General features: G+C 60.4%; 23 protein-coding genes and 1 riboswitch. Of the genes, 10 read left to right on the top strand and 13 right to left on the bottom strand.

Going from position 1 to position 25,561, the window contains the following annotated elements:
- Positions 1 to 37: 37 nt before the first annotated feature.
- The 4 genes from FHP24_RS06790 to FHP24_RS06775 all read right to left on the bottom strand — a co-directional run bounded on the left by FHP24_RS06790 (position 38) and on the right by FHP24_RS06775 (position 4,380).
- On the bottom strand, positions 38 to 1,870 hold the full coding sequence (locus tag FHP24_RS06790; RefSeq protein ID WP_139674673.1) for a methyl-accepting chemotaxis protein: 1,833 nt from the start codon (positions 1,868 to 1,870) through the stop codon (positions 38 to 40).
- A 280-nt stretch (positions 1,871 to 2,150) separates the two neighbouring features.
- Positions 2,151 to 2,627 (bottom strand): plant virulence effector HPE1-like domain-containing protein, encoded by a 477-nt coding sequence (locus FHP24_RS06785; protein ID WP_139674670.1) that lies wholly within the window; start codon positions 2,625 to 2,627, stop codon positions 2,151 to 2,153.
- Positions 2,628 to 2,759: 132 nt separating this feature from the next.
- The gene (purD, locus tag FHP24_RS06780; RefSeq protein ID WP_139674667.1) at positions 2,760 to 4,031 is read right to left on the bottom strand and encodes a phosphoribosylamine--glycine ligase; all 1,272 of its coding nucleotides are present in this window, start codon (positions 4,029 to 4,031) and stop codon (positions 2,760 to 2,762) included.
- A 148-nt stretch (positions 4,032 to 4,179) separates the two neighbouring features.
- Entirely contained in the window at positions 4,180 to 4,380 is a 201-nt protein-coding gene (locus tag FHP24_RS06775) for a hypothetical protein (protein ID WP_139674664.1), read from the bottom strand.
- Between the two features lie 227 nt (positions 4,381 to 4,607).
- On the opposite strand from FHP24_RS06775, the gene FHP24_RS06770 reads away from it, so the two are divergent.
- The 3 genes from FHP24_RS06770 to ubiA all read left to right on the top strand — a co-directional run bounded on the left by FHP24_RS06770 (position 4,608) and on the right by ubiA (position 9,558).
- Positions 4,608 to 6,908 (top strand): Tex family protein, encoded by a 2,301-nt coding sequence (locus tag FHP24_RS06770; protein ID WP_139674660.1) that lies wholly within the window; start codon positions 4,608 to 4,610, stop codon positions 6,906 to 6,908.
- Positions 6,909 to 7,080: 172 nt separating this feature from the next.
- Entirely contained in the window at positions 7,081 to 8,337 is a 1,257-nt protein-coding gene (locus FHP24_RS06765; protein WP_139674655.1) for an SAM-dependent methyltransferase, read from the top strand.
- Positions 8,338 to 8,607: 270 nt separating this feature from the next.
- Positions 8,608 to 9,558, top strand: coding sequence for a 4-hydroxybenzoate octaprenyltransferase (gene ubiA / locus FHP24_RS06760; RefSeq protein ID WP_139676171.1), 951 nt, complete (start codon positions 8,608 to 8,610; stop codon positions 9,556 to 9,558).
- Positions 9,559 to 9,647: 89 nt separating this feature from the next.
- On the opposite strand, the gene FHP24_RS06755 is transcribed toward ubiA, so the two are convergent.
- From FHP24_RS06755 to FHP24_RS06735, 5 genes are all read right to left on the bottom strand, one after another.
- A complete protein-coding gene (locus FHP24_RS06755) occupies positions 9,648 to 10,214 on the bottom strand; it encodes a DUF6101 family protein (RefSeq protein ID WP_139674652.1) in 567 nt (188 codons plus the stop codon).
- A gap of 292 nt (positions 10,215 to 10,506) precedes the next feature.
- Entirely contained in the window at positions 10,507 to 10,887 is a 381-nt protein-coding gene (locus tag FHP24_RS06750) for a winged helix-turn-helix domain-containing protein (protein WP_139674649.1), read from the bottom strand.
- Positions 10,884 to 12,329, bottom strand: a complete 1,446-nt coding sequence (locus tag FHP24_RS06745; RefSeq protein WP_246091620.1) for an FAD-binding oxidoreductase — start codon at positions 12,327 to 12,329, stop codon at positions 10,884 to 10,886. Before FHP24_RS06745 ends, FHP24_RS06750 begins: the two co-directional genes overlap by 4 nt.
- Positions 12,330 to 12,331: 2 nt before the next feature.
- Positions 12,332 to 13,324: an L-threonylcarbamoyladenylate synthase gene (locus FHP24_RS06740; RefSeq protein WP_139674646.1), complete on the bottom strand. Its 993-nt coding sequence runs from the start codon at positions 13,322 to 13,324 to the stop codon at positions 12,332 to 12,334.
- Positions 13,325 to 13,355: 31 nt separating this feature from the next.
- The gene (locus tag FHP24_RS06735) at positions 13,356 to 13,916 is read right to left on the bottom strand and encodes a DUF6656 family protein (protein ID WP_246091678.1); all 561 of its coding nucleotides are present in this window, start codon (positions 13,914 to 13,916) and stop codon (positions 13,356 to 13,358) included.
- Between the two features lie 197 nt (positions 13,917 to 14,113).
- A riboswitch (cobalamin riboswitch) is annotated at positions 14,114 to 14,345 on the top strand.
- Positions 14,346 to 14,437: 92 nt separating this feature from the next.
- On the opposite strand from FHP24_RS06735, the gene FHP24_RS06730 reads away from it, so the two are divergent.
- On the top strand, positions 14,438 to 15,682 hold the full coding sequence (locus tag FHP24_RS06730) for an aromatic ring-hydroxylating oxygenase subunit alpha (protein ID WP_139674640.1): 1,245 nt from the start codon (positions 14,438 to 14,440) through the stop codon (positions 15,680 to 15,682).
- Between the two features lie 53 nt (positions 15,683 to 15,735).
- On the opposite strand, the gene FHP24_RS06725 is transcribed toward FHP24_RS06730, so the two are convergent.
- Entirely contained in the window at positions 15,736 to 16,635 is a 900-nt protein-coding gene (locus tag FHP24_RS06725; protein WP_139674637.1) for an NmrA/HSCARG family protein, read from the bottom strand.
- A gap of 42 nt (positions 16,636 to 16,677) precedes the next feature.
- Here FHP24_RS06725 and FHP24_RS06720 point away from each other — a divergent pair, with 42 nt between their 5' ends.
- The 3 genes from FHP24_RS06720 to FHP24_RS06710 all read left to right on the top strand — a co-directional run bounded on the left by FHP24_RS06720 (position 16,678) and on the right by FHP24_RS06710 (position 18,340).
- The gene (locus tag FHP24_RS06720) at positions 16,678 to 17,157 is read left to right on the top strand and encodes a winged helix-turn-helix transcriptional regulator (RefSeq protein WP_246091619.1); all 480 of its coding nucleotides are present in this window, start codon (positions 16,678 to 16,680) and stop codon (positions 17,155 to 17,157) included.
- 78 nt (positions 17,158 to 17,235) lie between these two features.
- Positions 17,236 to 17,688, top strand: coding sequence for a BA14K family protein (locus FHP24_RS06715; RefSeq protein ID WP_139674634.1), 453 nt, complete (start codon positions 17,236 to 17,238; stop codon positions 17,686 to 17,688).
- 178 nt (positions 17,689 to 17,866) lie between these two features.
- Entirely contained in the window at positions 17,867 to 18,340 is a 474-nt protein-coding gene (locus FHP24_RS06710; RefSeq protein WP_139674631.1) for a BA14K family protein, read from the top strand.
- A 57-nt stretch (positions 18,341 to 18,397) separates the two neighbouring features.
- On the opposite strand, the gene FHP24_RS06705 is transcribed toward FHP24_RS06710, so the two are convergent.
- A complete protein-coding gene (locus FHP24_RS06705; protein ID WP_139674628.1) occupies positions 18,398 to 19,402 on the bottom strand; it encodes a transporter in 1,005 nt (334 codons plus the stop codon).
- Positions 19,403 to 19,617: 215 nt separating this feature from the next.
- On the opposite strand from FHP24_RS06705, the gene FHP24_RS06700 reads away from it, so the two are divergent.
- Both FHP24_RS06700 and FHP24_RS06695 read left to right on the top strand, forming a co-directional pair.
- Positions 19,618 to 21,399, top strand: coding sequence for an acyl-CoA dehydrogenase (locus tag FHP24_RS06700; protein ID WP_139674625.1), 1,782 nt, complete (start codon positions 19,618 to 19,620; stop codon positions 21,397 to 21,399).
- A gap of 10 nt (positions 21,400 to 21,409) precedes the next feature.
- Positions 21,410 to 22,165, top strand: a complete 756-nt coding sequence (locus tag FHP24_RS06695; RefSeq protein WP_139674621.1) for a crotonase/enoyl-CoA hydratase family protein — start codon at positions 21,410 to 21,412, stop codon at positions 22,163 to 22,165.
- A 30-nt stretch (positions 22,166 to 22,195) separates the two neighbouring features.
- On the opposite strand, the gene FHP24_RS06690 is transcribed toward FHP24_RS06695, so the two are convergent.
- Together FHP24_RS06690 and FHP24_RS06685 are read right to left on the bottom strand one after the other, a co-directional pair.
- A complete protein-coding gene (locus FHP24_RS06690) occupies positions 22,196 to 23,440 on the bottom strand; it encodes a class I SAM-dependent RNA methyltransferase (RefSeq protein ID WP_139674618.1) in 1,245 nt (414 codons plus the stop codon).
- Positions 23,437 to 24,192, bottom strand: a complete 756-nt coding sequence (locus FHP24_RS06685; protein ID WP_139674615.1) for a TlyA family RNA methyltransferase — start codon at positions 24,190 to 24,192, stop codon at positions 23,437 to 23,439. Before FHP24_RS06685 ends, FHP24_RS06690 begins: the two co-directional genes overlap by 4 nt.
- A 194-nt stretch (positions 24,193 to 24,386) precedes the next feature.
- Between FHP24_RS06685 and FHP24_RS06680 the strand changes: the two genes are divergently transcribed.
- Positions 24,387 to 25,493 carry an OpgC family protein gene (locus tag FHP24_RS06680; protein WP_139674612.1) on the top strand — a complete coding sequence of 369 codons (1,107 nt, stop codon included), beginning with the start codon at positions 24,387 to 24,389 and terminating at the stop codon, positions 25,491 to 25,493.
- The last annotated feature ends 68 nt before the right edge of the window (positions 25,494 to 25,561 follow it).

The following is a 25,561-nucleotide window of genomic DNA, read 5'->3' as shown; positions in this document are numbered from 1 at the left end:
AACTCCACCAACAGTTTGCGGAGTTGCCGGATAGGCGTCAGCTTGCCATCCGCATCTGGCCGGCCATGTCGCGCAGAGTGCCGGCATTGCGGGTCTCGCTGATGCGAAATCCACGAATGAGCGTCAGCAGATCCTCGGTATCGACTGCCAGCGCTTCGGCGGATGCTGTTGTCTCTTCCGCCATCGCGGCATTCTGCTGCGTTGCCTGGTCGAGGTGATTGAGCGACGAGGAGATGGAACGCAGGGTGGAATCCTGTTCTGCAGCGGAATCGGCGATCTTGCTGACGATGTCGCTAGCAGCCTTCACCTGGCTCGAAATCCGCTTCAACGCTTCGCCCGCCTCGCCGACGAGGCGCACGCCGTTCTCCACCTGATGGGAGGAGTGGGAGATCTGGTCCTTGATTTGCTTGGCGGCGGCTGCCGAACGCTGGGCAAGCTCGCGCACTTCCTGGGCGACGACGGCAAACCCCTTGCCGCTTTCGCCGGCACGTGCGGCCTCGACGCCGGCGTTGAGCGCAAGCAGATTGGTCTGGAAGGCGATCTCGTCGATCACGCCGATGATCTTGGTAATCTCGCCGGAGGAATTCGAGATACCGCTCATCGCCTCGATGGCTTCCGCCACCACGGCATCGCTGCGGTTTGCTTCACCACTGACGGTGACGACACGCTGTGCTGCTTCACGGGCACCATCGGCCGTCTGCTTGACGGCAACCGTCAGTTCGTCGAGGGCAGCCGATGTTTCCTCGAGATTGGCCGCCTGGCGCTCGGTGCGCTGGGACAGCTCGTTCGAAGCGCGACGGATTTCTTCCTTGGAGCCGCTGATGTCGATGCCTTTGGCATTGACCTTGGCCATGGCGGCTTCGAGATGCCCGAGAGCCTCGTTGAAGTTGTCGCGCAGGCCGGCATAGCGGCTGCCCAGATCGTTGCAGCGTACGGTCAGATCGCCCTTGGCCAGATCCTCCAGCGCGGCGCCGATGGTGGAGACGACGCGGGCCTGAAGTTCGGCTTCGCTGCGCTGCATGTCGAGATTCTGCTGGCGCTCGCCGTCGAGTTCCTCCTGGCTGCGCTGCTGGCGTTCTTCCATCGCGTGGCGCTCGCGCACCTTCTGCTGCAGGGCTTCGGTGGCGCGGGCCATCAGGCCCACTTCATTCGTCATGCCGGTATGCGGGATTTTCAGCGCCACATCTTCGTCGGCGACGGCATTCAGCGCCTGGCGAATGTCACTAAGCGGGCCGGAAATGTTGCGGATGACGACGAAGGCAAGAAGCGTTGCGATGAGAAGAATGCCGGCGCCGATGCCGACAGCCTTCATGACGTCGGCGCGGACCTGAGTTTCAAGATCGTCGACATATACGCCGGTGACGAGCACCAGCTGCCACGGTTCGAAGGCAAGCGCGTAGGAGCTCTTGCGGAAACTTTCCCCCTGTTCGCCCGGCTTCGGGCCTAGAAAGTCTGCCGTGCCGCCACCGGCGCGGCCAAGCTTGACCAGCTCGTCGCGATACATGAAACCCTGACTGTCAGGCTTGCCCTTGAAATTCTGGCCGAGACGCTTGGCGTCGGGATGCAGGCGCATCGTCACGTCATAGTCGTAGGCGTAGAGATAGCCATCCGGCTTGAAGGTCATGGCGGCGACGGCTTCAAAGGCGCGTTTTTGCGCTTCGTCGCGGCTAAACTCGCCCGCGGCCTCACGCTCCTGGAATTTCTTCAGAATGCCGATGCCGGATTCCACCTGGCTGCGTAGCATTCCGTAGCGCTCGGCGTAAATGGCGCTGGTGGATGCGCGCAGTTCGAAATAGGTGCCGACCGCGAAGGCGACCATCAAGGTCAGCACAAGCAGCACGAGCTGATGGGAGATCTTCAGGTTCTTCATGGAATCCTCACGACCGTAGGAGCCGCCGTTGTTTCGGCAGGCGAATAGATTTCAAGTGTTGGAAAGGCGCGCATCCTGCGCAGGTGTCGTGCTGCATCGCACAAGGCTAGCAATGCCCTGTATATTTAAATAAAAATTTAAATTTTCGCGGCCCAAGCCTCGATAACGGAGATATTATCTGCCGTCATCGGGTATTTATGGCCGGTGTAGACCACCATAATGCGCAAGTGAAAGTATTAGGAATATTGGATCTTGATAAATGCGAACGTGATAGCTCGAATTACTGATTCAACCTGAGGGGAATTGCATTAAATTCATGCTCGTCATGAGTGCTTTTCTCGACCGCGCCCGTCTTAGATTCAAGGTCGATTGGATCGCTTTGCTGGCTGGCAATCTGAACCTCGGTCTGCACATGCTTGCCGCTGCCCGTATTGATCACGGCCTGCAGCTGGTCGACGCTCATCCAGTCCGGAACCTTGCTGATATAAACGACCGGCGAGCCGCCCATCCAGGCATCGGTCCGCACGATCTTCTTCTGACCGTCGATCTCCATCAGCGAAACCGACTGGGTCGTTCCTCTCAGCACTGGGACTTTGTAGTTGCTGTCATCCGAGGCCTTGAGGGGCGGGCAGGTTTCGCATGTCATGCTGAGCATGCTCGGGCTCGTGCCCTGCGTATTGCTTGAAAGCGGCAGGATCGACTGCGCCTGGGCGGTGCCGGCGAAAAGCACGAAGGCTGTAAGGGCCAGATGGCGCATGATGCAAATCCTCTCTTTGCATCACGCATACGCCATGAGTGGTTTCGATCCCGTCAGGAGAATCGGTAAATAACGCCTTAAACTGAAACGATGGGCCACAACCGGGCGCGGCCCATCCGAAGGGCGATCAGGTCAGGAGTTTTCCCGCGCTGCCGCCCGCCAGCCGATATCCCGCCGGCAGAAGCCGTTGTCCCAGACGATGCCTTCAACCAGCGAATAGGCGCCGGCCTGCGCCTCGCGGACATTGTGGCCGATGGCCGTCACGTTCAGCACACGACCGCCGGTTGCAACCAGTTGCCCGTCCTTGAGCGCCGTGCCCGCATGAAAGATCTTCTCGCCCTTGGCGGTTGTCGGCAGGGCTGCGATCGGCGTGTTCTTGTCATAGGCGGCAGGATAGCCCTTGGAGGCCATGACGACGGTCAGCGCCACGTCGTCGCTCCACAGCGCCTCTACCTGATCCAGCGTGCCGGTCGCCGCAGCGTAGAGCAGTTCCAGAAGATCGCTCTTCAGCCGCATCATCAGCACCTGGCATTCCGGATCGCCGAAGCGGACATTGTATTCGATCAGTTCCGGACCCTTCTGGGTGATCATCAGGCCGGCAAAGAAGACGCCGGTAAACGGATGACCGCTTTCCGCCATGCCGCGGATCGTCGGTTCGATGATGTCCTTCATCGTCCGCTCGACGATTTCGGGCGTCATCACAGGGGCAGGTGAGTAAGCGCCCATACCGCCGGTATTCGGGCCGGTGTCGCCGTCGCCCACACGCTTGTGATCCTGCGCGGTGGCGAGCGCCAGCGCCGTTTTGCCGTCGGACAGGCAGAAGAAGCTTGCTTCCTCGCCGTCGAGATAGGCTTCGACCACCACTTCCGCTCCGGCCGACCCGAAGGCGCCGTCGAAGCAATCGTCGATAGCGGACAGCGCTTCGTCTTCCGTCATTGCCACGGTCACGCCTTTGCCGGCGGCAAGCCCGTCCGCCTTGACGACGATCGGCGCGCCCTGCTCGGTCACATAGGCCTTGGCCTCGTCACCATTGTCGAAGCGGCGATAGGCGCCGGTCGGAATATTGTAGCGGGCGCAGATATCCTTGGTGAAACCCTTGGAACCTTCCAGCTGGGCTGCTGCCGCGGAAGGTCCGAAAACGACGATGTTCTTTGCGCGCAGCACGTCGGCCAGACCGGCGACAAGCGGGCCTTCAGGGCCGACCACGACGAAATCGATGTTATTGGTCAGGCAGAATTGGGCAACTGCGCCGTGGTCGTCGATATCGAGAGAAACGATCTCGGCATTTTCCGCGATGCCGGGATTACCGGGAGCGGCATAAAGGGTGGTCAGTTTGGCAGACTGCGCGAGCTTCCACGCCAATGCATGTTCGCGGCCACCGGAGCCGATCAGCAGAACCTTCATAAACCGCCCTCATGGTTGTTTAACTGGGCGGTTAAGGCCCGTTGCCGCAAAGGTCAAGGCTTTGCAAGCGATATGCACTTGAAGTGACGGGTTGGCGGCCGGCCCGGAAGGGGTATTAGGGTCGGCGCGGCCATGGTGATGGAAATGTCTAGAGCAGAAAATACTCGTGCCGGCGCAATGCCAGCGTGGTTTCGAAAATCAGCCGGTTTCGATAGGCAAGAAAAGGAACCGGCTCGTTGCTATGTGCTGCATCTTTGATCTTTTCGCTCAGGTAAATGATGGCGGCCTCAAGCTCCTCGGAGCCCACCGCGTCATCACTGGCTAGTTGGGTGGCGATTCTTCTGGGCATTCATACCTCCATGCGTGCCGCATCATGCGACGCCCCTAACTATAGGGAGGGAGGTAAATGCGAGAAGATGTCACGTCTTTATCCACCGAGTGACGGTTATCATTTGCTGAACGGTGGCCCATTTCGGCACATGCCACCTCATCATCCTGTGAGCGCAGGGCAAGGCGGTGTTGTCTTGCCGCAAAGTTTGACTATGGTCGCGCCTCCTGATTTTGACGAGGACTTCCATGGCCGCCGATATCCAGAAACTTAGCCTTGCGATTGCCGCTGAGATCAACGCACGCCCGGATCAGGCCAGGGCTGCGATCGGCCTGCTGGATGAGGGGGCGACCGTTCCCTTCATCGCGCGTTACCGCAAGGAAGTGACCGGCGGCCTCGATGACACGCAATTGCGCAACCTCGCTGAGCGCCTCGTCTATCTGCGTGAACTGGAAGCCCGCCGCACCTCGATCGTCGATAGCATCAACACGCAAGGCAAGATGACTGACGAACTGGCGCGAAAGCTTGCCGGTGCCGCCACCAAGGCCGAACTCGAAGACCTTTATCTCCCCTACAAACCCAAGCGCCGTACCCGCGCCGAGATCGCCCGCGAACGGGGTCTCGGTCCGCTGGCGGAGGCGATCTGGGCCGACCGGAGCGCCGATCCGGCAAAGCTCGCCGAAGCCTATATTCAGGGCGAGGTCGCCGACCTGAAGACGGCGCTCGATGGTGTGCGCGATATCGTTGCCGAAACAATCTCCGAAAATGCTGATCTCCTCGGTCGCCTGCGCCAGCATATGCGCGATGGCGCCGTGCTGCGTGCCAAGGTCGTCGATGGCAAGCAGGAGGCAGGTGCGAAATTCGCCGATTATTTCGACCACACCGAACGCTGGGCGACAGTCCCCGGTCACCGCGCGCTTGCCATGCTGCGCGGTTGGAACGAGGAAATGCTGACGCTGACGATCGATGTGGATGCCGACGACACGTCACCCGTCAAACCGTCGCAACGCATCATTGCCGCAGCCTTCGAGATCCGCGGCTCTGGCAAGGGCGATCTGTGGCTGATGGAAGCCGCCGGCTGGACATGGCGCGTCAAGCTGTCGGTATCGCTGTCGCTCGACCTGATGCGGGAAATGCGCGAGCGTTCCGAAGAGGATGCCATCCACGTTTTCGCCCGCAATCTGAAGGATCTGCTGCTGGCAGCACCCGCGGGTTCGCGCGCCACGATGGGTCTCGACCCGGGCATCCGCACCGGCGTCAAGGTCGCGATCGTCGATGCGACCGGCAAACTCCTGGAAACCTCGACGGTCTACCCGTTCCCGCCGCGCAATGACGTGCGCGGTACGCAGGCCGAACTTGCCTCGCTGATCCGCAAGCACGGTGTCGAGCTGATCGCCATCGGCAACGGCACCGGCAGCCGCGAGACGGAAAAGCTGGTGGCGGACATGCTGGTCTCGCTTCCGGGCGCCAAGCCGACCAAGGTCATCGTCTCTGAAGCCGGCGCCTCGGTCTATTCCGCATCCGAACTTGCGGCCCTGGAGTTCCCCGGCCTCGACGTGTCGCTGCGTGGCGCCGTCTCCATCGCCCGCCGCCTGCAGGATCCGCTGGCCGAACTGGTGAAGATCGAACCCAAGGCGATCGGCGTCGGCCAGTACCAGCATGATGTCGATCAGGGCAAACTCGCCCGTTCTCTCGATGCCGTCGTCGAAGACGCGGTGAATGCCGTCGGCGTCGATCTCAACATGGCGTCTGCGCCGCTTCTCTCCCGCGTGTCGGGTCTCAGCAAATCGATCGCCGAGGCAATCGTCGCCCACCGTGACGCCAACGGTGCCTTTGCCAGCCGCAAGGAACTCCTGAAGGTCGCCCGCCTTGGCAACCGCACCTTCGAACAGGCCGCCGGCTTCCTTCGTATCGTCAACGGCAAGGAGCCGCTTGATGCCTCGTCGGTGCACCCGGAAGCCTATGGCGTGGCAAAGAAGATCGTCGCCGCCTGCGGCCGTGACCTGCGCAGCCTGATGGGCGACAGCGCTGCCCTGAAGTCCGTCGATCCGCGCCAGTTCATCGACGAGCAGTTTGGTCTTCCGACCGTCAAGGACATCATCGCCGAACTGGAAAAGCCCGGCCGCGACCCGCGCCCGAGTTTCAAGACCGCCACGTTCGCCGATGGCATTGACGAGATCACCGATCTGAAGCCCGGCATGCTTTTGGAAGGGACCGTCACCAACGTTGCGGCCTTCGGCGCCTTCGTCGATATCGGAGTGCATCAGGATGGCCTCGTTCACGTTTCGCAACTGGCAGACAAGTTCGTCAAGGACCCGCATGAAGTGGTCAAGGCCGGCGATGTGGTGAAGGTCAAGGTGGTCGAGGTGGACGTCAAGCGCAAGCGAATCGCCTTGACAATGCGCAAGGATGGAGCCGATTCCGCCCCTGCGCCGCGCGGTCCGGGCAAAAACGAGCGCCCCGCCAATCAAAAATTCATGAAGACCGAAAAGCCGTCTTCGCAGGGCGCTTTCGGTGCAGCGCTCGCAGAAGCTTTAAAAAAGCGCTGAATTTTACAAGATTCGAACTCACCGCTACTTTTAAGTGCACGCCGTCAAACAACCCGTTTGACGGCGTGCCGTTTCATGTCATTTTCGTGGCCGGAATATGCTTGCAGTCCGACAAATAGACGCTAGATTTCGAGAATTAGTAAGGCAACCTTAGTATTCAGGAGGTGGCTCGATGACCTCGGCACTTCACGATCTTCTTAGCAAAATCATCAAGATAGGCACTCTGACAGTCCGCGGAACAGGCGGCCAGCAGCGTTATGGCGGCGGGGGAGGGAGATCGGTGACGATCCGCTTCACCGAGGAAGCGGCCGAAAAAGAGCTTCTGCGCGACCCACAGCTAATGCTCGGCGAACTCTATATGGACGGTCGTCTGCTCGTAGAGGAAGGCGACATCTACGAGTTCCTGGCCCTGATCAAGGACAACACGCTGTCTGAAGGGCTGACCTTCGGTATGGTCGTCCGCGGTATCGGCCGCATGATCGAGGCGCAGTTCCGCAATCGCGTTCCGATCAACCACAATCGCAAGAACGTCTCTCACCACTATGATCTCGACGAAAAGCTGTTCTCGCTCTTCCTCGACGAGGACTGGCAGTATTCCTGCGCCTATTTCAACCCGCCCGGCATTTCGCTGGACGAAGCCCAGATCGCCAAGAAGCGCCATATCGTGGCGAAGCTCAGGGCCGAGCCCGGCCAGAAGGCGTTAGAGATCGGCTCCGGTTGGGGCGGCATGGCGATGTATCTGTCGGAAAGCTGTGGTGTCGATGTCACCGGCATCACGCTGTCGACCGAACAGCTTAAAATATCGCGCGAGCGCGCCGCCAAGCGCGGTTTGGCAAACACCGTCCGTTTCGAACTCCAGGACTATTATTATCTGCCACCGACCAAGAGCTATGACCGGATCGTCTCGGTCGGAATGTTCGAACATGTCGGGCGGCTGAATTACCGAAAATTCTTCAACAAGGTGAACGACGTTCTGGCCGACGACGGCGTCATGGTGCTGCATTCGATCGGCCAGCCTTATCCGGCGATCTACAACAATCCGTGGATCGAGAAATACATCTTTCCGGGTGGTTACATTCCGTCGCTCGCCGAAGTTCTGCCGTCGATCGAAAAGGCGGGGCTGCTTGTTTCGGATGTCGAGATCCTGCCGATGCATTATGCCTATACGCTGCGGCACTGGCGCGAGCGCTTCATGGCCAACAGGGAAAAGGCGGCAGCGCTTTATGACGAGCGTTTCGTGCGCATGTGGGAGTTCTATCTCGCCGCGTCCGAAATGGCCTTCACCCACGAAGCCTTCCATATCTTCCAGATCCAGATCGTCAAGAAGCGCCAGGCCGTACCGGACAACCGCGATTACATCCACCAGCGCGAGTCGGAACTCCAGGCGTTCGAACAAAGCCGTCTGCCGCTGGATAAGATCGCGGTGTAGCTATCCGTGGCCGACCCCCTTACCAACAAAATCTAGCACTTAGCCGTTGGCTAAGATGCTGATTTTGTAACCTCTCCCACCAAGGGAGAGGTAAAGCATAGAGAGCGCAGCGCCTTTATCTCTCCCCTTGTGGGAGAGAAAGCAATTTCGAAATCTTGGCCGAAGGCTAAGTTTCAGAAATTGCAAGTGAGGGGATCGATGCCGGACAGCATCTCTCGGTTTCAGAATCCTTGACCGCCAGCTTTTCCGGGCGCTAGAACCTCGGCCATGATGACGAACACTCCTGATCTTGGCGCCCGCGTGGCCGATGCCCCTTCCGACAATTTTGTCTATCGCGTGCTGCCGCGATCCCTCTGGGGCTATTCCCAGCTTGCCCGCTGGGACCGGCCGATCGGCTGGCAGCTTCTCATGTGGCCGTGTTTCTGGTCCATCGCTCTGGCGGCGGATGCGGCCCATGGTGGTCTCAAGCCGTCCTTCGGCACGGTCATCTTCTACCTGTTCCTGATGTTCGTCGGTTCGGTTGCCATGCGCGGCGCCGGCTGCACCTATAACGATCTCGTCGACCACGACATCGACATGGAAGTTGCGCGCACCCGCTCGCGGCCGCTGCCATCGGGTCGCGTGTCCCGTTTTGGCGCCAAGGTATTCATCGCCCTGCAGGCGCTGGTCGGTCTGCTTGTCCTGATTCAGTTCAACACGTTTTCGATCGTGCTCGGCATCGCGTCGCTGGCAGTCGTGGCGATCTATCCCTTCGCCAAGCGGTTTACCGATTGGCCGCAGTTTTTCCTGGGGCTGGCCTTTTCCTGGGGCGCATTGATGGGCTGGGCCGCGATTTTCGGCGGGCTTTCCTGGGCTGCGATCTTTCTTTACATCGGCGCCGTCGCCTGGACGATCGGTTACGACACGATCTATGCCTATCAGGACATTGAGGACGACGAACTGATCGGCGTCCGTTCCACGGCACGGCTGTTCGGTGACAAGGCTAAACCCTGCCTTGTTGGCCTTTACGGCATCACGCTGCTGTTTTTGGCTCTGTCCTTCATCACAGCCGGTGCCGGCTTCTTCGCCTATGTCGGGCTGATCGTCACCGCCGTCATGCTGGGCTGGCAGATCCTGATATTGGATATCCGCAATCCCGATCAGTGCCGCAGGCTGTTTCTCTCGAACAACCGTGTCGGTGCAATTCTGTTTGTCGGACTGGCGCTCTCGCTCATTCTGTAAAGAACAGGAACTGGACGGATCGAATCGAAAAGCCCGGCTCGAAAAGCCGGGCTTTGTGCTACGCCATATCGGGAAAAGGGGACGAACCCTTAACGGCGCGCGATGATTTCCCGGCCTTCGATCTTCAGCGCGACGCCGAGGCTGCCGGTCGAGCGGCGGACGAGGAAGCGGGGACGCCTTGAGGCGAAATAGGAGTGACGGCGGCGCTGCTTGGTGCCGTGGTTGCGCACATCGCCGATATGGTTTTCCAGCGGGCGGGCAACGCCATCGGCTTCCACCATCAGCATCGGAATGCGGAAGGCTTCGGACCAGCTGCGCCAGTCGGCGGCGATGTCGCAGAGATCGTGGGCGACGAGAAGCGGGATGCACAGATCCGGGTCGTCGTGATGAAGTTCGAGCGTCACGGTGACTTCGCCGTCGCCATGGTCGATCGCACGGGCTGCAACGCCCTTGAAGGCACGTGCTGGCAGTGCGAAGGACAGCGGCAGGCCGCTACCCGGAAGGATCTTGCGCAGCACTGCGCCGCGCTCGTCGATGGTGATCGTGACATCTCCTGAGGTCTCGCGCAGCGCATAGGTGATTTGCTGCGGAAAACGAGACGGATCGAGCCTCAATGTCGACCCTGCCCATTCGGGCTTCAGAACGGTTTTGCTCATCGCTTAATGCTACCCTTGTTTTACCTGAGAGCCGTTTCCGGTTTCTCTGCGGGACTTTTGTCCTCTGATGGCCTCACAATAGGCGGGGGCTTTGCGAGAACCCCTTAAAAATCGCGGTTAAGGAAAGTTTGCCTTGGTGGATGGTTACCGAATGTCACAACCATTGCGGTTTCCGAAGGGTGAACGCGGGTCTGTTTATTGAAGTCGTATCGCTGCGGGACAAGGCATCCGGGGCATCGCCCGGAGCCTGTGGAAAACTCCGGAAACGGACCGGAGCGCGCTCCAGAAAATGTCAGCTTTCGTCCTTTTTGGCGAACGGAACGAAGGCCGGGTCGATTTCGCCGGACAGCCAGTTAAGGTCTTCATGCGACGCCGCAAGCATCACAGCCTCCATCCGGCGATAACGTGAAAGAAGCTCTGTACCGAATTCGGTAAGTCCCGCGCCGCCACCGCTTTTCCCGCCATGGCGGGTAGAGATAGAAGGTTGCCGGAACATCCGGTTGATCTCATCTGCCAATAGCCATGCGCGTCGGTAGGACATGCCGATCGAGGCGCCGGCAGCCCGGATCGAGCCGTGTTCCGCAATCAGTTCAAGCAGTTGTGCTTTACCGGGACCAAGCCTGACGCCGATGTCGAAATCGATGCGGATCGTGGTTTTCCGGATATGGCTCATGGGGCGATGACGACCTTGCCCGGGTTCATGATGCCGGCCGGGTCGAAGGATTTCTTGATCCGGTACATGAGCTCCATCTCGATCGGCGAACGGACATGCGCAAGCTCGTCCCGCTTCAGCTGGCCGATGCCATGTTCGGCGGAAATCGACCCGCCGGCATTGAGCACGATGGCATGGACGATCGCGTTGATCTCGCGCCAGCGGTCGAGGAAGGCCTGTTTGTCGGCCCCGATCGGCTGGGAGATGTTGTAGTGGATATTGCCGTCGCCCATATGGCCGAAGGCGCAGACGCGTGCGCCGGGCATGGCGGCAAGCACCGCTTTTTCGGCCTCCGCCATGAATTGTGGGATCTTTGATACCGGCACCGAAACGTCGTGCTTGATCGATCCGCCTTCCGGCTTCTGCGCGCCCGACATGCTTTCGCGCATCGTCCACAATGCCTTCTGCTGTGCGACCGACGAGGCGATCACCGCGTCGCGCACGAGCCCGGCCTCAAAGCCCTGTTCCAGCAGCGAATGGACCATCACCTCGGCGGTCTGGGCCGAGTCCGAGGTCGAGATGTCGATCAATACATACCATGGATGCGGCTCCGATAACGGATCGCGCACGCCGTCGATATGGCGCGTGGTGAATTCGATGCCGATGCGCGGCATCAGCTCGAAGCCGGTCAGTGCGGACCCGCAAAGCGTCGAGGCCTTGTCGAACAGTTGAAGTGCATCCTCGGTCGAACCGACACCGGCAAATGCCACCTGATGACCGACCGGACGGGGAAACAGTTTGAGCACCGCACCGGTGATGATGCCGAGCGTGCCTTCCGCGCCGATGAACAGGTCGCGCAGGTCGTAGCCGGTATTGTCCTTCTTCAGGCGTCGCAGCCCGTCCCAGATCTCGCCGGTCGGCAGAACGACCTCGAGCCCGAGGCAGAGCTGGCGCATGTTGCCATAGGCAAGCACCGCCGTGCCGCCGGCATTGGTGGAAAGATTGCCGCCGATCCGGCAGGACCCTTCCGAGCCGAGCGACAACGGAAACAGCCGGTTGACGTCTTCGGCGGCCTTCTGCACATCGGCAAGGATCGCACCGCCATCGGCCACCAGAACATTGGCGACCGGGTCGATATCACGGATGCGGTTCATCCGGGCAAGCGAGACGATGACGTCGCTGCCGCCAGCACGCGGGGTCTGCCCGCCGACAAGACCGGTATTGCCGGTCTGTGGCACGATGGCCGTGCCGGTTTCGCTGGCAAGCTTCAGAATGGCCGAGACTTCCTGCGTCGATGCAGGTTTCAAGAGCAGAGGCGAGGAGCCCTTGTAGAGGCCGCGGTCTTCCACAAGATGCGGTGCAAGGCCTGCCGCATCCCGGATCACATTGGTCTCTCCGACGATGGCGATGAAACGATCGACCAAACCGGGCGCCATGTCGGCGCCGCCCTTTGCATTGTCCATAATCATTCCTCCCCGTCGCGTGGTGCTGCTGCCCGCGCCAGCCTGTCATTGATCGCTTCGCCCAGTCCCTCATTCGGGATCGGGGTCACGGCGATGCGGGCGGCGCCGCTGGCATCGGCGCGTTTCAAATATTCGAACAGGTTCGCCGCTGCCTGCGCAAGGTCCGATGACGGGCTGAGGTCAAGAACGATTGCTGCAGCCTCCATCCCTTCTACCGGTGCAGCGCCGAAGCGGATCAGCGCTTCGCCCGGTTCGATCGAAAGCGCATCGAGGCGGACGGCGGCACCCGGCGCATAATGGGAGGCAAGCATGCCCGGCGCTTCGATGATCGCCGCAGGCCCGGCTCGTCGCTTGAGATCGCGCCCGGCAGCGCGGGCAATGTCCGCCGCGGCAAGCCCGCCTGGTCTCAGCAGAAGGATCGTGCCTGTATCGGGATCGACACGGACGATCGTCGACTCGACGCCGACAGGCGAGGCGCCGCCATCGATGATCAGTTCAAGCTTGGCTCCGAGATCGTCCATCACATGGCGGGCGGATGTCGGGCTGATCTTGCCGGACGTGTTGGCGCTTGGGGCCGCAAGCGGACGGTCGAAGGCGCGGATCAGGTCGCTGGCATAGCCTTCCGGGCAACGAAGGCCGACGGTTTCCAGCCCTGCAGTGGCGAGCGGATGGATGGCGCTGTCTTTTTTGAGCGGCAGCACGATGGTCAGCGGACCCGGCCAGAAGGTTTCGGCCAGCTGCCGCGATACCGGATCGAACACGGCATAACGCTCTGCCATCTCGATATCGCAGACATGGCAGATGAGCGGGTTGAACTGAGGCCGGCCCTTTGTCTCGTAGATGCGCGAGATGGCGTCCGCCCGCGTCGCGTCGGCGGCAAGCCCATAGACGGTCTCGGTCGGAATGGCGACGGGAAGACCTTCGTGAAGCACACGGCTTGCCGCGCTGATGGCGCGCTGCGGCTCACGGGTGATATCGATGATTTCGGCTGTCATGACGCTGTCAATACAGCGGCGTGCCTGCGCTTTAAAGCCTTTTGATGATTTCCCGAACGGCGGCATCGGGCGCGCCGAGCATCAGCACATTGCGCATCGCCTCGCGCGGGCTGTTGGTCTGGAACAGCAGCCCGTTCTTGCGCCATGTCCGGTCGATCTTCGCCTGCTCGCCTGCTTCGCCTTCGACGGCGACAGCGAAGTACATGCGGGAGTTTTTCGGGTTGATCCGGGCGAAAAATACCTCGTTCCCACCGATCTCGGAGGAGAAATTGGCGATGTAGAACGACCAACTGACCATCGCATCCTGGGAGAAGAAAGTGCGCGCCGCCGTCACGTGGCAATAGCCCAGATGCGGGCTGCCATCTAGCGTGCGGTGGAAGATGATCTTCGGCAGCTGGATCGACCGGTGAAAACTGTTGAGCCGCTTGTGTGTCGTCTCGCCTGCAGCCTCGAGCTTTTTGCCCGTCTTCTCGGCCACTTCGTCATGGGTGAGATAACGCCGCTCGTCGGGTGCCCAGATTGGACGGGAGCGGGCAATTCTGCCGGTTCGCAGAAATTCCGTATGGGCGTTGCCGCTGCTTGGCGGCACCATCAAAGGCCTCTGCCTGTTGACTTCGTAATACCGGAGCTGTCCTGGCATCGTGGCGGCTCTTCCCCATGAATTTTGATGAATACTATTAGCAAGACCTTAACAGTCGGTTTCTCCACGAACCTGTGTCTGTCTTTGGTCGTCGCCAATGCAGTGTTCGATGTCGCAATGTCGTCTATGCGACAGGCCGGCATCCCGATTAAATATGACAAAGCTCAAGGTGCCGCCTCGCTAGGGGAGGCGGAGAATTGGGAAGCCGGCGGATCGGTGAGATCTATCCGGCGCTGCCCCCGCAACGGTGGTGGAGTTGAAGGCATGGTAGGGGGCAACCCCAACCACTGGGACAGAGCCGAACGGCCGCCCGGGAAGGTTCCATGCCGTCCGTCAGGACAACTCCTCAGCCCGGAAACCAGCCTGAGCTTGATGAAGACCGGTCGCGGAGGGCGCACGGGACGGGAATTGGCTGCATGTGCTGCTGCCGGCTTGTCCATGCCCTGAAGCTTGCTTGTATTGCGAGGAAGCATATGGACATTCACAATCAGGTTCTGCGTCAGCTGAAGAACCGCCGCGAAGGTTTCAGCCTGGAGCAGCCCTTTTATATCGATCCCGACTATTACAAGCTCGATCTCGAGATGATCTGGTACCGCGACTGGCTGTTCGCCGGGCATGATTGCCAAATCGAAAAATCAGGCATGTATTTCACCCTGCAGGTCGGCGATTATCCGGTTCTCGTCATCCGCACCCGCGACGGCGATATCCGCGCCTTTCACAATACCTGTCGCCATCGCGGTCACCGCGTCTGCACCAAGGAGACCGGTTCTGCCACCCGTCTCGTCTGTCCCTATCACCAGTGGACTTACCAGCATGACGGCTCGCTGATGTCGGCCCGTCACATGGGCGAGAATTTCGATAAGAAGCAGTTCGGCCTCAAGCCCATCCACTGCCAGGTGGTGGCCGGTTACATCTTCGTCTGCCTTGCGAAGGAGGCCCCGGATTTTGCGCCCGTGCGCGCCACCGTCGAACCTTACATGGCGCCGCATCGGCTGCCTGAGACGAAGGTTGCCGCCCAGAACACCATTATCGAGAAGGGCAACTGGAAGCTCGTCTGGGAAAACAACCGAGAGTGTTATCACTGCGCCGGCAACCACCCGGAACTCTGCCGCACCTATCCCGAAGCCCCGACCGCGACCGGCGTGCAGGGCGCCGGCGACGATCCTTTTATCTCCGAACACTGGAGCCGCTGCGAACAGGCTGGCCTGCCCAGCACGTTCAACATGTCGCCGGACGGCCAGTTCCGCGTTGCCCGCATGCCGCTGGTCGAGGATGCCGAAAGCTACACGATGAACGGCCGGCCTGCAGTGCAGCGGTCGCTGTCCGACGACGTGACGATCTCCCATATCGGCACGATGCTGTTGTTCCATTACCCGACGACCTGGAACCACATGCTCGTCGACCACGCGATCTCCTTCCGCGTCATTCCTGTCGGACCGGAAGAAACGGCCGTCACCACCACCTGGCTGGTCCACAAGGATGCCGTCGAAGGTGTCGATTACGATATCGAGCAGCTGACCCATGTGTGGAACATGACCAACGACCAGGACCGCCAGATCGTCGAGGAAAACGCCTTCGGCATCCGCTCGCCGGCCTATGAGCCGGGTCCCTATTCGGAAGCGCATGAGGGCGGTGTGATGCAGTTCGTCGAATGGTATTCGAACTTCATGATCGATCGCCTGCAGGGCAGCGAGGGCAAGCTTCACGCCGTCGCCTAAGCTGAAACGATCTCTTCGCAGCGTGCCGCATGCACGCTGCGAACACGCGGCTTTCAAACCTGGAGCGTATCGCGATCTTTTCCGATTGCCGTATCGAAGGCCTGACGTCCGGCGTCCTTGAGCCAGGATCGAAACGACACGATCTCCGGATTGATGTCGCGCATCAGGTCGAGGTCCACATGATCTGCCAGCGGTCCATCATCCAGCAACGCAGCAAGCTGGGCCAGATCGTTGTTGGCGGCCAGAACCTCCTCAGCAAAGCGGGAATAGACGATCGGGTGGCCAGCGGCCTCGCTGAAGATAATTCCCAATTCGCGGCCGGTCACCGTATCGCTGGCGAGCTTCACCGTCTTTCCGCCAAACCGCATCCGGTCGGAAAAGATCGCAGCGACGGATTTCCCGATGTCGTCGACGGCAACGATCTGCATCGATTGCTCCGGCCTCAGGAAAAAGGTGTAACGTCCTTCCGACAGGCCGAATGTGGAATTGACCAGCATGTCCATGAAGATCATCGGCCTGATGATCGTCGCCGTCACTGGAAGCCCGCGGATATGTGCTTCGATCCGCGGTTTGGCGTCGAAACGGGCCACGCCGGTCGGCGTATCACCCGAACTGGCGCCGGAAGAATAAACGAGATGGGCGACACCTCTTTCGGCGGCAAGATCCGCGATCGCGCATCCTATGCGTATCTCTTCCGCCTCGGCCAGATTGCCCGGCAGCACGCTGAATACGCCATGGGTATTGTTCATGGCAGAGCGGATCGCATCGATATCGTCAAACGACCCCTCTACCAGTTCGACGCCCGCTTCACGAAGAGCCGCTGACTTCGCTGCAGCGCAATCGCGCACCAGCGCACGAACTGGCCAGCCGGCCTTTGTCAGGGCACGGACAACCGCACCGCCCTGCCGGCCCGTGGCGCCGAACACCAGGATCGTAAGTTTATATTCCTTCATCTGAAAACCCTCGTGGTGAACACGGGGTCCCCATATATACTGTTGAAACGCTGCCGGAAGACGGCACTATTTTTAGCCTCGGGCACAGGGGTGATACTTTTGGACACGTCAAGCCAGAGCGGATCGGACAAGCAGACGGAAAGTGCTCGCAGTTTTTTGCCGCAGCCGTCGAACGGGATATGCGCGCGCCTCGGCGACAAATGGACCATCGAGGTCATCTGGCGCCTTTCTCTTGCTGAAAAGCGCAGGCTGCGCTTCTCCGATCTCAAGAGGAAGACTGACGGGATTACCCAGCGCATGCTGACGCTGACTTTGCGTAATCTGGAACGCGACGGCTTCGTGAAGCGCCATTATTTTCCCGAGGTTCCTCCACGTGTCGAATATGAACTGACCGGATTGGGGGCTGGCATATTGGCCTCGCTTCAAGGTCTCAATCTCTGGATCAGGGACAATCTCCCCCGTATCGAAGAAAGTCGGCAGGCCTACGATGATACCGGCGAACAAGGAAATCGCTTTAGATGAGCGGGCCTGTCGATCGTCTGGAACAAATTGGAATATCTCGCGTTTTAGACCGCTGATCTACATTTGAGGAAACATTCCATGACCGCATTTCGCATGCGTATTGCCACCGCCCTGACGGCGGCGGCAGTTCTTGCCACGAGTTTCATTCCAGCTTCCGCCATGCCGCTGACACCTTCTGCACCCATGGCGGTCCAGACATCGTCCGTTCAGGCGACCGAGGTCCAGTATCGTCGCGATGATCGCGACCGCAGGTATTATCGCGAGCGTCGCGATAACCGTCGCGGTTACTACAATGGCCACCGCGGCTACCGCGAACATCGCCGCGGTTATCGCCAGCATAACGGTTACTGGTTCCCGCTGGCCGCTTTCGCCACCGGTGCAATCATCGGCGGTGCCATCAACAGCCAGCCCCGCGCTTCCGGCAGCAGCCACGTACAGTGGTGTGCCAGCCGCTACCGGACTTACCGCGCTTCGGACAACACCTACGTCGCCAGCGCTGGCGTTCGCCGCTCGTGCGTTTCGCCGAGGTAAATCGATCTGAAGACCAAAAGCCCGGACGCTCTTGCGGCCGGGCTTTCACATTTTCGCGCGCATTATCCATTCAGGATAAAAATCCTAGCGTTGTGGAATGTTTGGTGGCTATCGTAAGGGTTGGAGGCGCGGGAGGCGTCACCTGACTTATTTCAATCGCGGGATGGAGAATTTGGAAATGCCTCTGTTCAGGAAATTTGCTGTCGCAGCCGTCTCGGCACTCGTGCTGGCTGGCTCCTTGGGAAGCGCGCAGGCGCTGCCGCTCCCGGCTGTACCGAATGCACCGGTCGTATCCGACGTCAGCAACGTGCAATATTACCGCGACCGCGGCTGGCGTGGCGATGGCCCGCGCCGCGGCTGGTACGGCGGTCAGCGCGGCTACCGTTATCATCGCGATGGCTATCGCCGTCATAGCGATGGTTACTGGTATCCGCTGGCAGCCTTCGGCGCCGGTGCGATCATCGGCGGTGCGATCGCCTCGCAGCCTCGTTATGTCGAGCCTGCGCCGAGACCCGCCTATAGCGGCGGCGGTGGTCTCAATCCGCGCCACTACGAATGGTGTTCTGGCCGTTACCGGTCCTACGACGCCTATTCGAACTCGTTCCAGCCCTATAACGGCCCACGCCAGACCTGTTATTCGCCCTACTACTGAGGTAGGGCGCTCGGGCCGAAATTATCAGACCCGCGCTCCGGCGCGGGTTTTGTCGTTTCAGAGTATGCCGACACGGCGCAGTAGCCACCATGCGGCAGCGACCGAAAGCCCGATCGCGCCGAAGGCGAACAGCGTGCCGTGTTCCAGATGCGCGAAAGGCAGGCCATCCGTGTTCATCCCGAAAAAGCCGGTAACAAGCGATGGCGGCAGCAGGAAAGCAGTCATCAGCGACAGGATGTAGAGGTGGCGGTTGGTTTCCGATGACAGCTTGGAATCGATTTCCTCGTGCAGCAGGCGTGCCCGCTCCTGCAGAGCGTAGACGTCGTGGTCCACCGCCTCCAGCCGGCCGATCAGTCGCGCCGCCGCATCGTCGAAACCGTCCGGCATGTCATCCTCGTCGGAAGCTGCAGCGCGTCGCATCAGCGTCAGGACGGTTCGCAAATGCCGGTGCAGCCGCACCACGGTGCGGCGGACGGGCGCAAGCTTGCGGCGTTCGTCGCGGGGTGCGTTGTCGTAGACGAAATCCTCGATCAGGTTCAGCTCTTCCGTCAGCTCCATGACCAGCGAGATCAGCGTCCGCTGGAATTCCGCCACCAGCGTCTCGAACACGTCGATCGGCCGTTTGTAGCGGGCGGCATTCTTCTCCATCTGGGACTTCAGCCTGTCGATGGAGCGAAGCGGCTGCAGCCGTGTGGTGATGATGAGGCGGTCCGAAACGAAGAAATGCAGCCAGCCAATATCGCGTGTTTCGCTGTCGAATTCCTTCTGGAAATCGATCAGCGTGCCATAGATCAGCTGTTCGTCGAGAATGATCGCCGCATGTGTATCGCGTGTCGTGAGAGCGGCAAGCGCCGGCGGTGTCACGCCAGGCAGGTTTTCGAGAAACGCCGGTACCCGGCTGTCGGCAAGGCTCAGATGCAGCCATAGAAAACCGTCTTCGACCGCCAGTTGCGAAGACGTCGTTTCAAGCGGAAGCCGGATGCAGGATCGCGTCGGCGCATCGAAACGATAGGCCCAGACGAGGCCGGGAATGGCAGGCGTCATCAGCGGTGGCGTATCCATCACAAGAACTCCGGTATCCTGACGACGTTCTACGTCAAACTCGCGAAGGAATCTTTAGCGTGCCGCGCTGATTGCGGTTTATCATTTCGCTTTCCCCTAAAACGCGACTGCTTCATGATGGAACAACCATCCGATTGACAACCATATTTACGTTTACGTAAAAGGTAGGTTCTTGTCTGGAGAGGCAAGGCTGCACGGATGATGAGGAGGATCACATGTACAGCGCCCCGGTGGAGGAGATCGCCTTCACATTGAATCACGTTGCCGGTCTTTCCGGTGCATTGGAGGAAGGGCGCTTCGGCGACCTCAGCAGCGATCTGGTGGCGGCGATCCTCGAAGAAGCCGGCCGTTTCGCGTCAGGCGAAATCGCACCACTGGGCGAAAAAGGCGATCGCGAAGGCGCAAAACTAGACGACGGCGAAGTGAAAACGCCGAAGGGATGGCCCGATCTTTACCGCCGCTGGCGTGAAGGCGGCTGGAACGGTCTCACCGCACCGGAAGCCTATGGCGGCCAGAACCTGCCGCATATGCTCAACGTCGCAGCGCTGGAAATGTGGAACTCCGCCTCCATGGCCTTTGCACTCGCCCCGACACTGACGATGGGTGCGATCGAGGCGCTTGCCGCCCATGGCTCGGATTCTCTCAAGGAAGTCTTTCTGGAAAAAATGGTGTCCGGCGAGTGGACCGGCACGATGAACCTGACCGAACCGCATGCCGGTTCGGATCTCGGAGTGCTGAAGGCCCGCGCCGAGCCGCGCGACGACGGCACCTACCGCATCTTCGGCCAGAAGATCTTCATCACCTGGGGCGAACATGATGTCGCCGACAACATCATTCATCTCGTGCTCGCACGTCTGCCGGATGCACCGGCCGGCACACGGGGCATCTCGCTGTTTCTGGTGCCGAAATTCCTGGTGAACGAGGATGGTTCGCTGGGCGAGCGCAACGATGTTCTCTGCCATTCGATCGAACACAAGCTCGGCATTCACGGCTCTCCCACCTGCACGATGATTTTCGGCGATGGCCGGTTCGGTGAGGAATGGGGCGCGGTCGGTTATCTCGTCGGCGAGGAAAACAAGGGCCTCGCCTGCATGTTCACGATGATGAACAACGCACGCCTCGCAGTCGGCATTCAGGGGGTCGCGATTGCCGAAGCCGCCACCCAGAAGGCGATCGCCTTTGCGAAGGAGCGCATACAGGGCAAGGCGCCCGGTTGGGCGGCAGACACAATGAGCCCGATCATCCAGCATCCTGATGTCGCCCAGATGCTGCTCACCATGAAGGCGCTGACACAAGGGGCAAGGGCGATTTGTTATGTCTGCGCCCATGCGACCGATATGTCTCATCATCACGACGGCGCGGAGGCGCAGCATTGGGCCGAGCGGGCAGCGCTTCTGACCCCGATCGCAAAGTCCTTCTCCACCGATATCGGCGTCGATGTCGCCTCGCTCGGCATTCAGGTCCATGGCGGCATGGGCTTCATCGAAGAGACCGGTGCCGCGCGTTATCTGCGTGATGCCCGCATCGCCCCGATCTATGAAGGCACCAACGGCATTCAGGCGATCGACCTCGTCACCCGCAAGCTGCCGCTTTCCGGCGGCGATCAGGTCAGGGGGCTGCTGGCCGAATTGAAGCAGGTGGCCGACGAAGTCTCCGCGCGCGACGAGACGTCCTTCGGCGAGACCGGCGGCCGGTTGCGCGCCGCGATCGCGGCCCTGGAAGCCGCCACCGTCTGGCTGCTTCAGGCGCAGGCGGATGGCCGCACCGCTGATGCCCTGGCAGGCGCCACGCCGTACCAGCGGCTGTTCGGCCTCGTTCTCACCGGTGTCTATCTGGCCAAAGGCGGCCTGGTCGCGGTCGATAACGGCGAGGGGAACGGGCGTGTCAGCCTATGCCGCTTCATGGCCGAAAACCTACTGGCCGAGACCTCCGCACTGAAGGATCGCGTCATCGCCGGCTCCGCCAGCCTTGCAGCGGCCCGCGGCCTTCTGGATTGAGGAAAACATCTTGACCGAACATATCATCGTCGAGCGTACCGACGCCTATCCGGGTGTGATGATCATCCGCTTCAACCGGCCGGAAAAGAAGAATGCCATCACCGCCGCCATGTATCAGCGCATGACGGCAGCGCTCGAACAGGCGAATGCCGATGACGAAGTGAAGTCCGTCGTGTTTTTCGGTACGGAAGGATGTTTTTCCGCCGGTAACGACATGGGTGACTTTGTCGGTTACGCCATGTCCGGCTCCAGCGAGCCGCCTGCCGGAGCCCTGTTCATCAAGGCGCTGGCGCTGGCCGAAAAACCGCTTGTCTCGGGCGTCGACGGTCTGGCGATCGGCATCGGCACGACACTCAATCTTCATTGTGACCTGACGGTTGCCTCCGGCCGAAGCCTGTTCAAGACGCCCTTTGTCGATCTCGGCCTGGTTCCCGAAGCCGCATCAAGCCTGCTTGCGCCGAAGATCATGGGGCATCAACGGGCCTTCGCGCTTCTGGTCGCCGGTGGAGGGTTTTCGGCCGAGGCAGCACTCGAGGCCGGGCTGATCTGGAAAGTCGTCGGTCCGAACGAGGTGGAGATGGAGGCGCTGGCAATTGGCGCGGAGCTGGGCAAGAAACCAGCCCAGGCGTTGAAGATAGCCCGCGATCTCGTCCGTGGTCCGCGCGATGAGGTTCTCGCCCGTATCGACGAGGAACTCGTCCATTTTTCCGCCCGTCTGAAAAGCGCCGAGGCGCGCGCCGCCTTCGAGGCTTTCCTGCAGCGCTGACGCCCGACCAGGACGGCTGTTTGCCTTTAATCAGCGCGAAAGCAGCGCCACAGCCTCCACATGCGGCGACCACAGGAACTGGTCGATCGGCGTCACCGACTGAATCCGGTAGCCTGCATCGACGAGAATTCTGAGGTCTCTGGCAAGTGTGGCCGGGTTGCAGCTGACAGCGACGATCGTCTTGATGCCGGAGCCGACGATCTCTTTCACCTGCACTTCTGCACCGGCGCGCGGCGGGTCGAAGACGGCTGCGTCATAGACCTTCAGTTCCTTCGTCGTCATCGGACGGCGGAACAGGTCGCGCTTCTCAACGGTGACGGGTTTCAGCCCCTGCGTGTTGCGGGCGGCCAGATCGAGCGCATTGATCGACATCTCCTCGCCCTCGACCGCATGCACCTTCGCCTTGCGGGCGATCCTGAGCGAAAACGTGCCGGAACCGGCAAACAGATCGATCACCCGCTTGGCCTTGCCGATATGGCTCATGACGAGTTCCGCCATCGCCTCTTCCGCAGGTTTTGTCGCCTGGGTGAATGCACCGGGGGGCGGGGAGACCTTTACGCCGCCGAAATCGATAACCGGCTTGGTCGGCTCGAGCACGATCTCGCCATTCACCGAAACCCGCGTGATACCTTTCAGCGAAAGCACTGCCTCGGTCACGGCACGACGCTGCTTGTCGTCGAGCTTCTTCAGACCGTCGGCCGCGAGATCAAGTCCGGAGAGCGTTTCCAGCACGGTAAGGCGGAAAGTCTCCGCCCCTTGCGCAAGCGAAGCCGCGACCGTGCGGATTGCGGAGAGCCTCGCCACGATGCCGGGCGAGGCGATGGGACATTCCTCGATCGAAACGATATGATTGGTCTCTGCGCGGTTGAAGCCGAGCAGCAGTTCCTTCTCGGTGCGGCGCACGGAAAACACGGTACGGCGTCGCTCGCCGGGATGGCAGGCGATCGTTTCGCCGACTTCCGGCGTCAGCCCACGCGATTTCAGCGCATCGATGACGAGCCCGCGCTTGAAGGCCAGATAGGCCGGTGCCGCGAGATGTTGCAGCGAGCAGCCGCCGCAATTGTCGCGATCGGGATCGAAATGCCGACAGACGGGCTCGATCCGGTCCGGCGAGAGATTGGAGGTGGACATGACCGTGCCGTGGTCGCCGTTACGGGCGATCGCCAGCGTCTCGCCGGGCAGTGCATAGGGCACATAGACCGGACCGTCTTCGCCATCGGCAATGCCATGGCCCTGGGCGCCCAGCCGGTCGATCGTGATGGTGACCGTGCTCACGATGGTTTCCTTCCGCCAAGCAGGAATTCGACATTGCCGTCTCCCCCGGCAATCGGCGAGGGGATCAGGCCAAGGCTTGTCCAGCCCATCTCCTCGACAAGCCAGCGCTCCAGTTCCGCCGCAACGTCCGGTGCCGTCTCCGGCTGCTTCAAAAGCCCGCTCTTGCCGACATTGTCCCGCCCCGCCTCAAATTGCGGCTTGACCAGCAGCACGCAAGCTGTGCCCGGTTCCGCCAGATCCAGTGCCGGCGGCAGCGCAAGCTTCAGCGAGATGAACGAGACGTCGGAGACGATGAAATCGACCGGCTCGTCATCGATGTCGTCAGCGGTCATCTCGCGGGCGTTCAACCCTTCGATATTGGTGACGCGCTCGTCGTTCCTCAGTCGCTCATGCATCTGGTCATGGCCGACATCGACGGCGATGACATGGGCAGCTCCGCGCTCCAGCAGAACCTGTGTAAAGCCACCCGTCGAAGCGCCGACATCGAGGCAGGTGAGGCCTTCCGGGTCGAGACCGAAATGGTCGAGCGCCGCAATCAGTTTCAGCGCGGCCCGCGAGACATAGGTGCTTGCCGGATCATCGACGACGATTTCAGCTTCCGCCGATACGGTCTGCGCCGGCTTGGTAATGACCTTGCCGTCGACCTTGACGGTTCCGCGCGCAATCGCGTCGCGCGCCCGCGAGCGGCTGTCGAAAAGGTTGAGCGTGACCAGCAGCTGGTCGAGGCGTACGGATGAGGAATTCTGGTTCATGCGGCTCTCTTGGCGGTTTCCCGTCCGCAAGGCAAGAGCAATGGCGCCTTGCCGTTGCAACCGGCGGAAAATCCCGAAATCGGGCATAAGTCGAAAATCGCTAAAATAATTCGGAGCGCGTAAAGCGAGCAGTAGCGATTTTTCGCTAGGAACGGGGCTGCGGCATTCATGGAGATCTTGTCGCGGAGACACCTATGGGCATTCAACGCGAAGTCAGGATCGATCTTCTGCGCGGCATTACGCTGCTGCTGATCTTTATTGGCCATGCCGAATTCACCTTCTCTGCCACGTTCCAGCATTCGCGCGGTTTTGCAGACGCGTCCGAACTCTTCGTGTTGCTCGCCGGCATGTCCTCCGCGCTCGCCTATTATCGCCCGAATGCCGATCTCTCCTTACTGCGCCCTTGGCGCCGCGCCTGGCGCATCTATCTCGCGCATCTACTGCTGTTCCTGATTATGGCGGCATTCGCCTCCATGGTGGCGATAGAATATGCCGACACCAGCGTCGTTGAATATGTGTCCGGTTTTCTTGCCGACCCGCTTTGGCGCGGAATACAGGCGCTGCTGCTGGTCTATATGCCGGGAGATCTCGATATTCTGCCGATGTATATCGTGCTGATGCTCTGGGTGCCGTTCGTATTCGTGCTTTATGATCGGTTTCCCCTACTGCTGGTGGGGATTTCGGCTGCGCTCTGGGTCATTGCAGGCCTGGGCCACGTGAACCTTTCGAACCTCGCTCAGGAAGGCGGTCACTGGTATTTCGATCCGCTGTCGTGGCAGCTGATCTTCACGATCGGTGTCGTCCTCGGCATCCGTATCAGGACCGGACGCGATCCCTTACCCTATAACAGAATGGCGTTCGCACTGGCAGCAGTCTTCGCCATCCTCGCCATTCCGATGAATCTCGCCTATTTCCTGGAGTGGGCGCAGCTGCCCTATCAGGGCTTCTACAGGGAGCTGGTCTCCAAGACAAACAGCGGGCCGCTGCGCATCGTCGATGCTCTGGCCATTCTCTATCTCGCCTGGAACCTCGACATAGTCAAAAAAGCTGCTCGATTGAGCTGGCTGCGGCCTGTCTCGATGATCGGCCGGCACAGCCTTCCAATCTTTTCGATCGGTATCGTTCTGTCGGCATCCGCAAGCGTTTACATGGATGTGAACCCGCATGCGCCGCTCGGCGTGCAGATGGCAATCCTTTTCGCGGGCTGCGCCATACATCTGGCACTTGGCTGGTTCCTCGAGCGGCACAGATTGCGCAGTTCCTCCACCCGTCTGCAGTTTGACGGGGCAAATCCGGCCTGACCGGGATACCAGTCACGGTCGATCGCTCGGTATATTTTAAGACGACGCAAGTGATTGTGAGTTGAAGC

The sequence above is a fragment of the Aliirhizobium smilacinae genome (assembly GCF_006335145.1).
Lineage (GTDB): Bacteria > Pseudomonadota > Alphaproteobacteria > Rhizobiales > Rhizobiaceae > Neorhizobium > Neorhizobium smilacinae.
The sequence above is the reverse complement of the archived record's forward strand: the minus strand, read 5'-3'. Positions and strand labels throughout refer to the sequence as shown.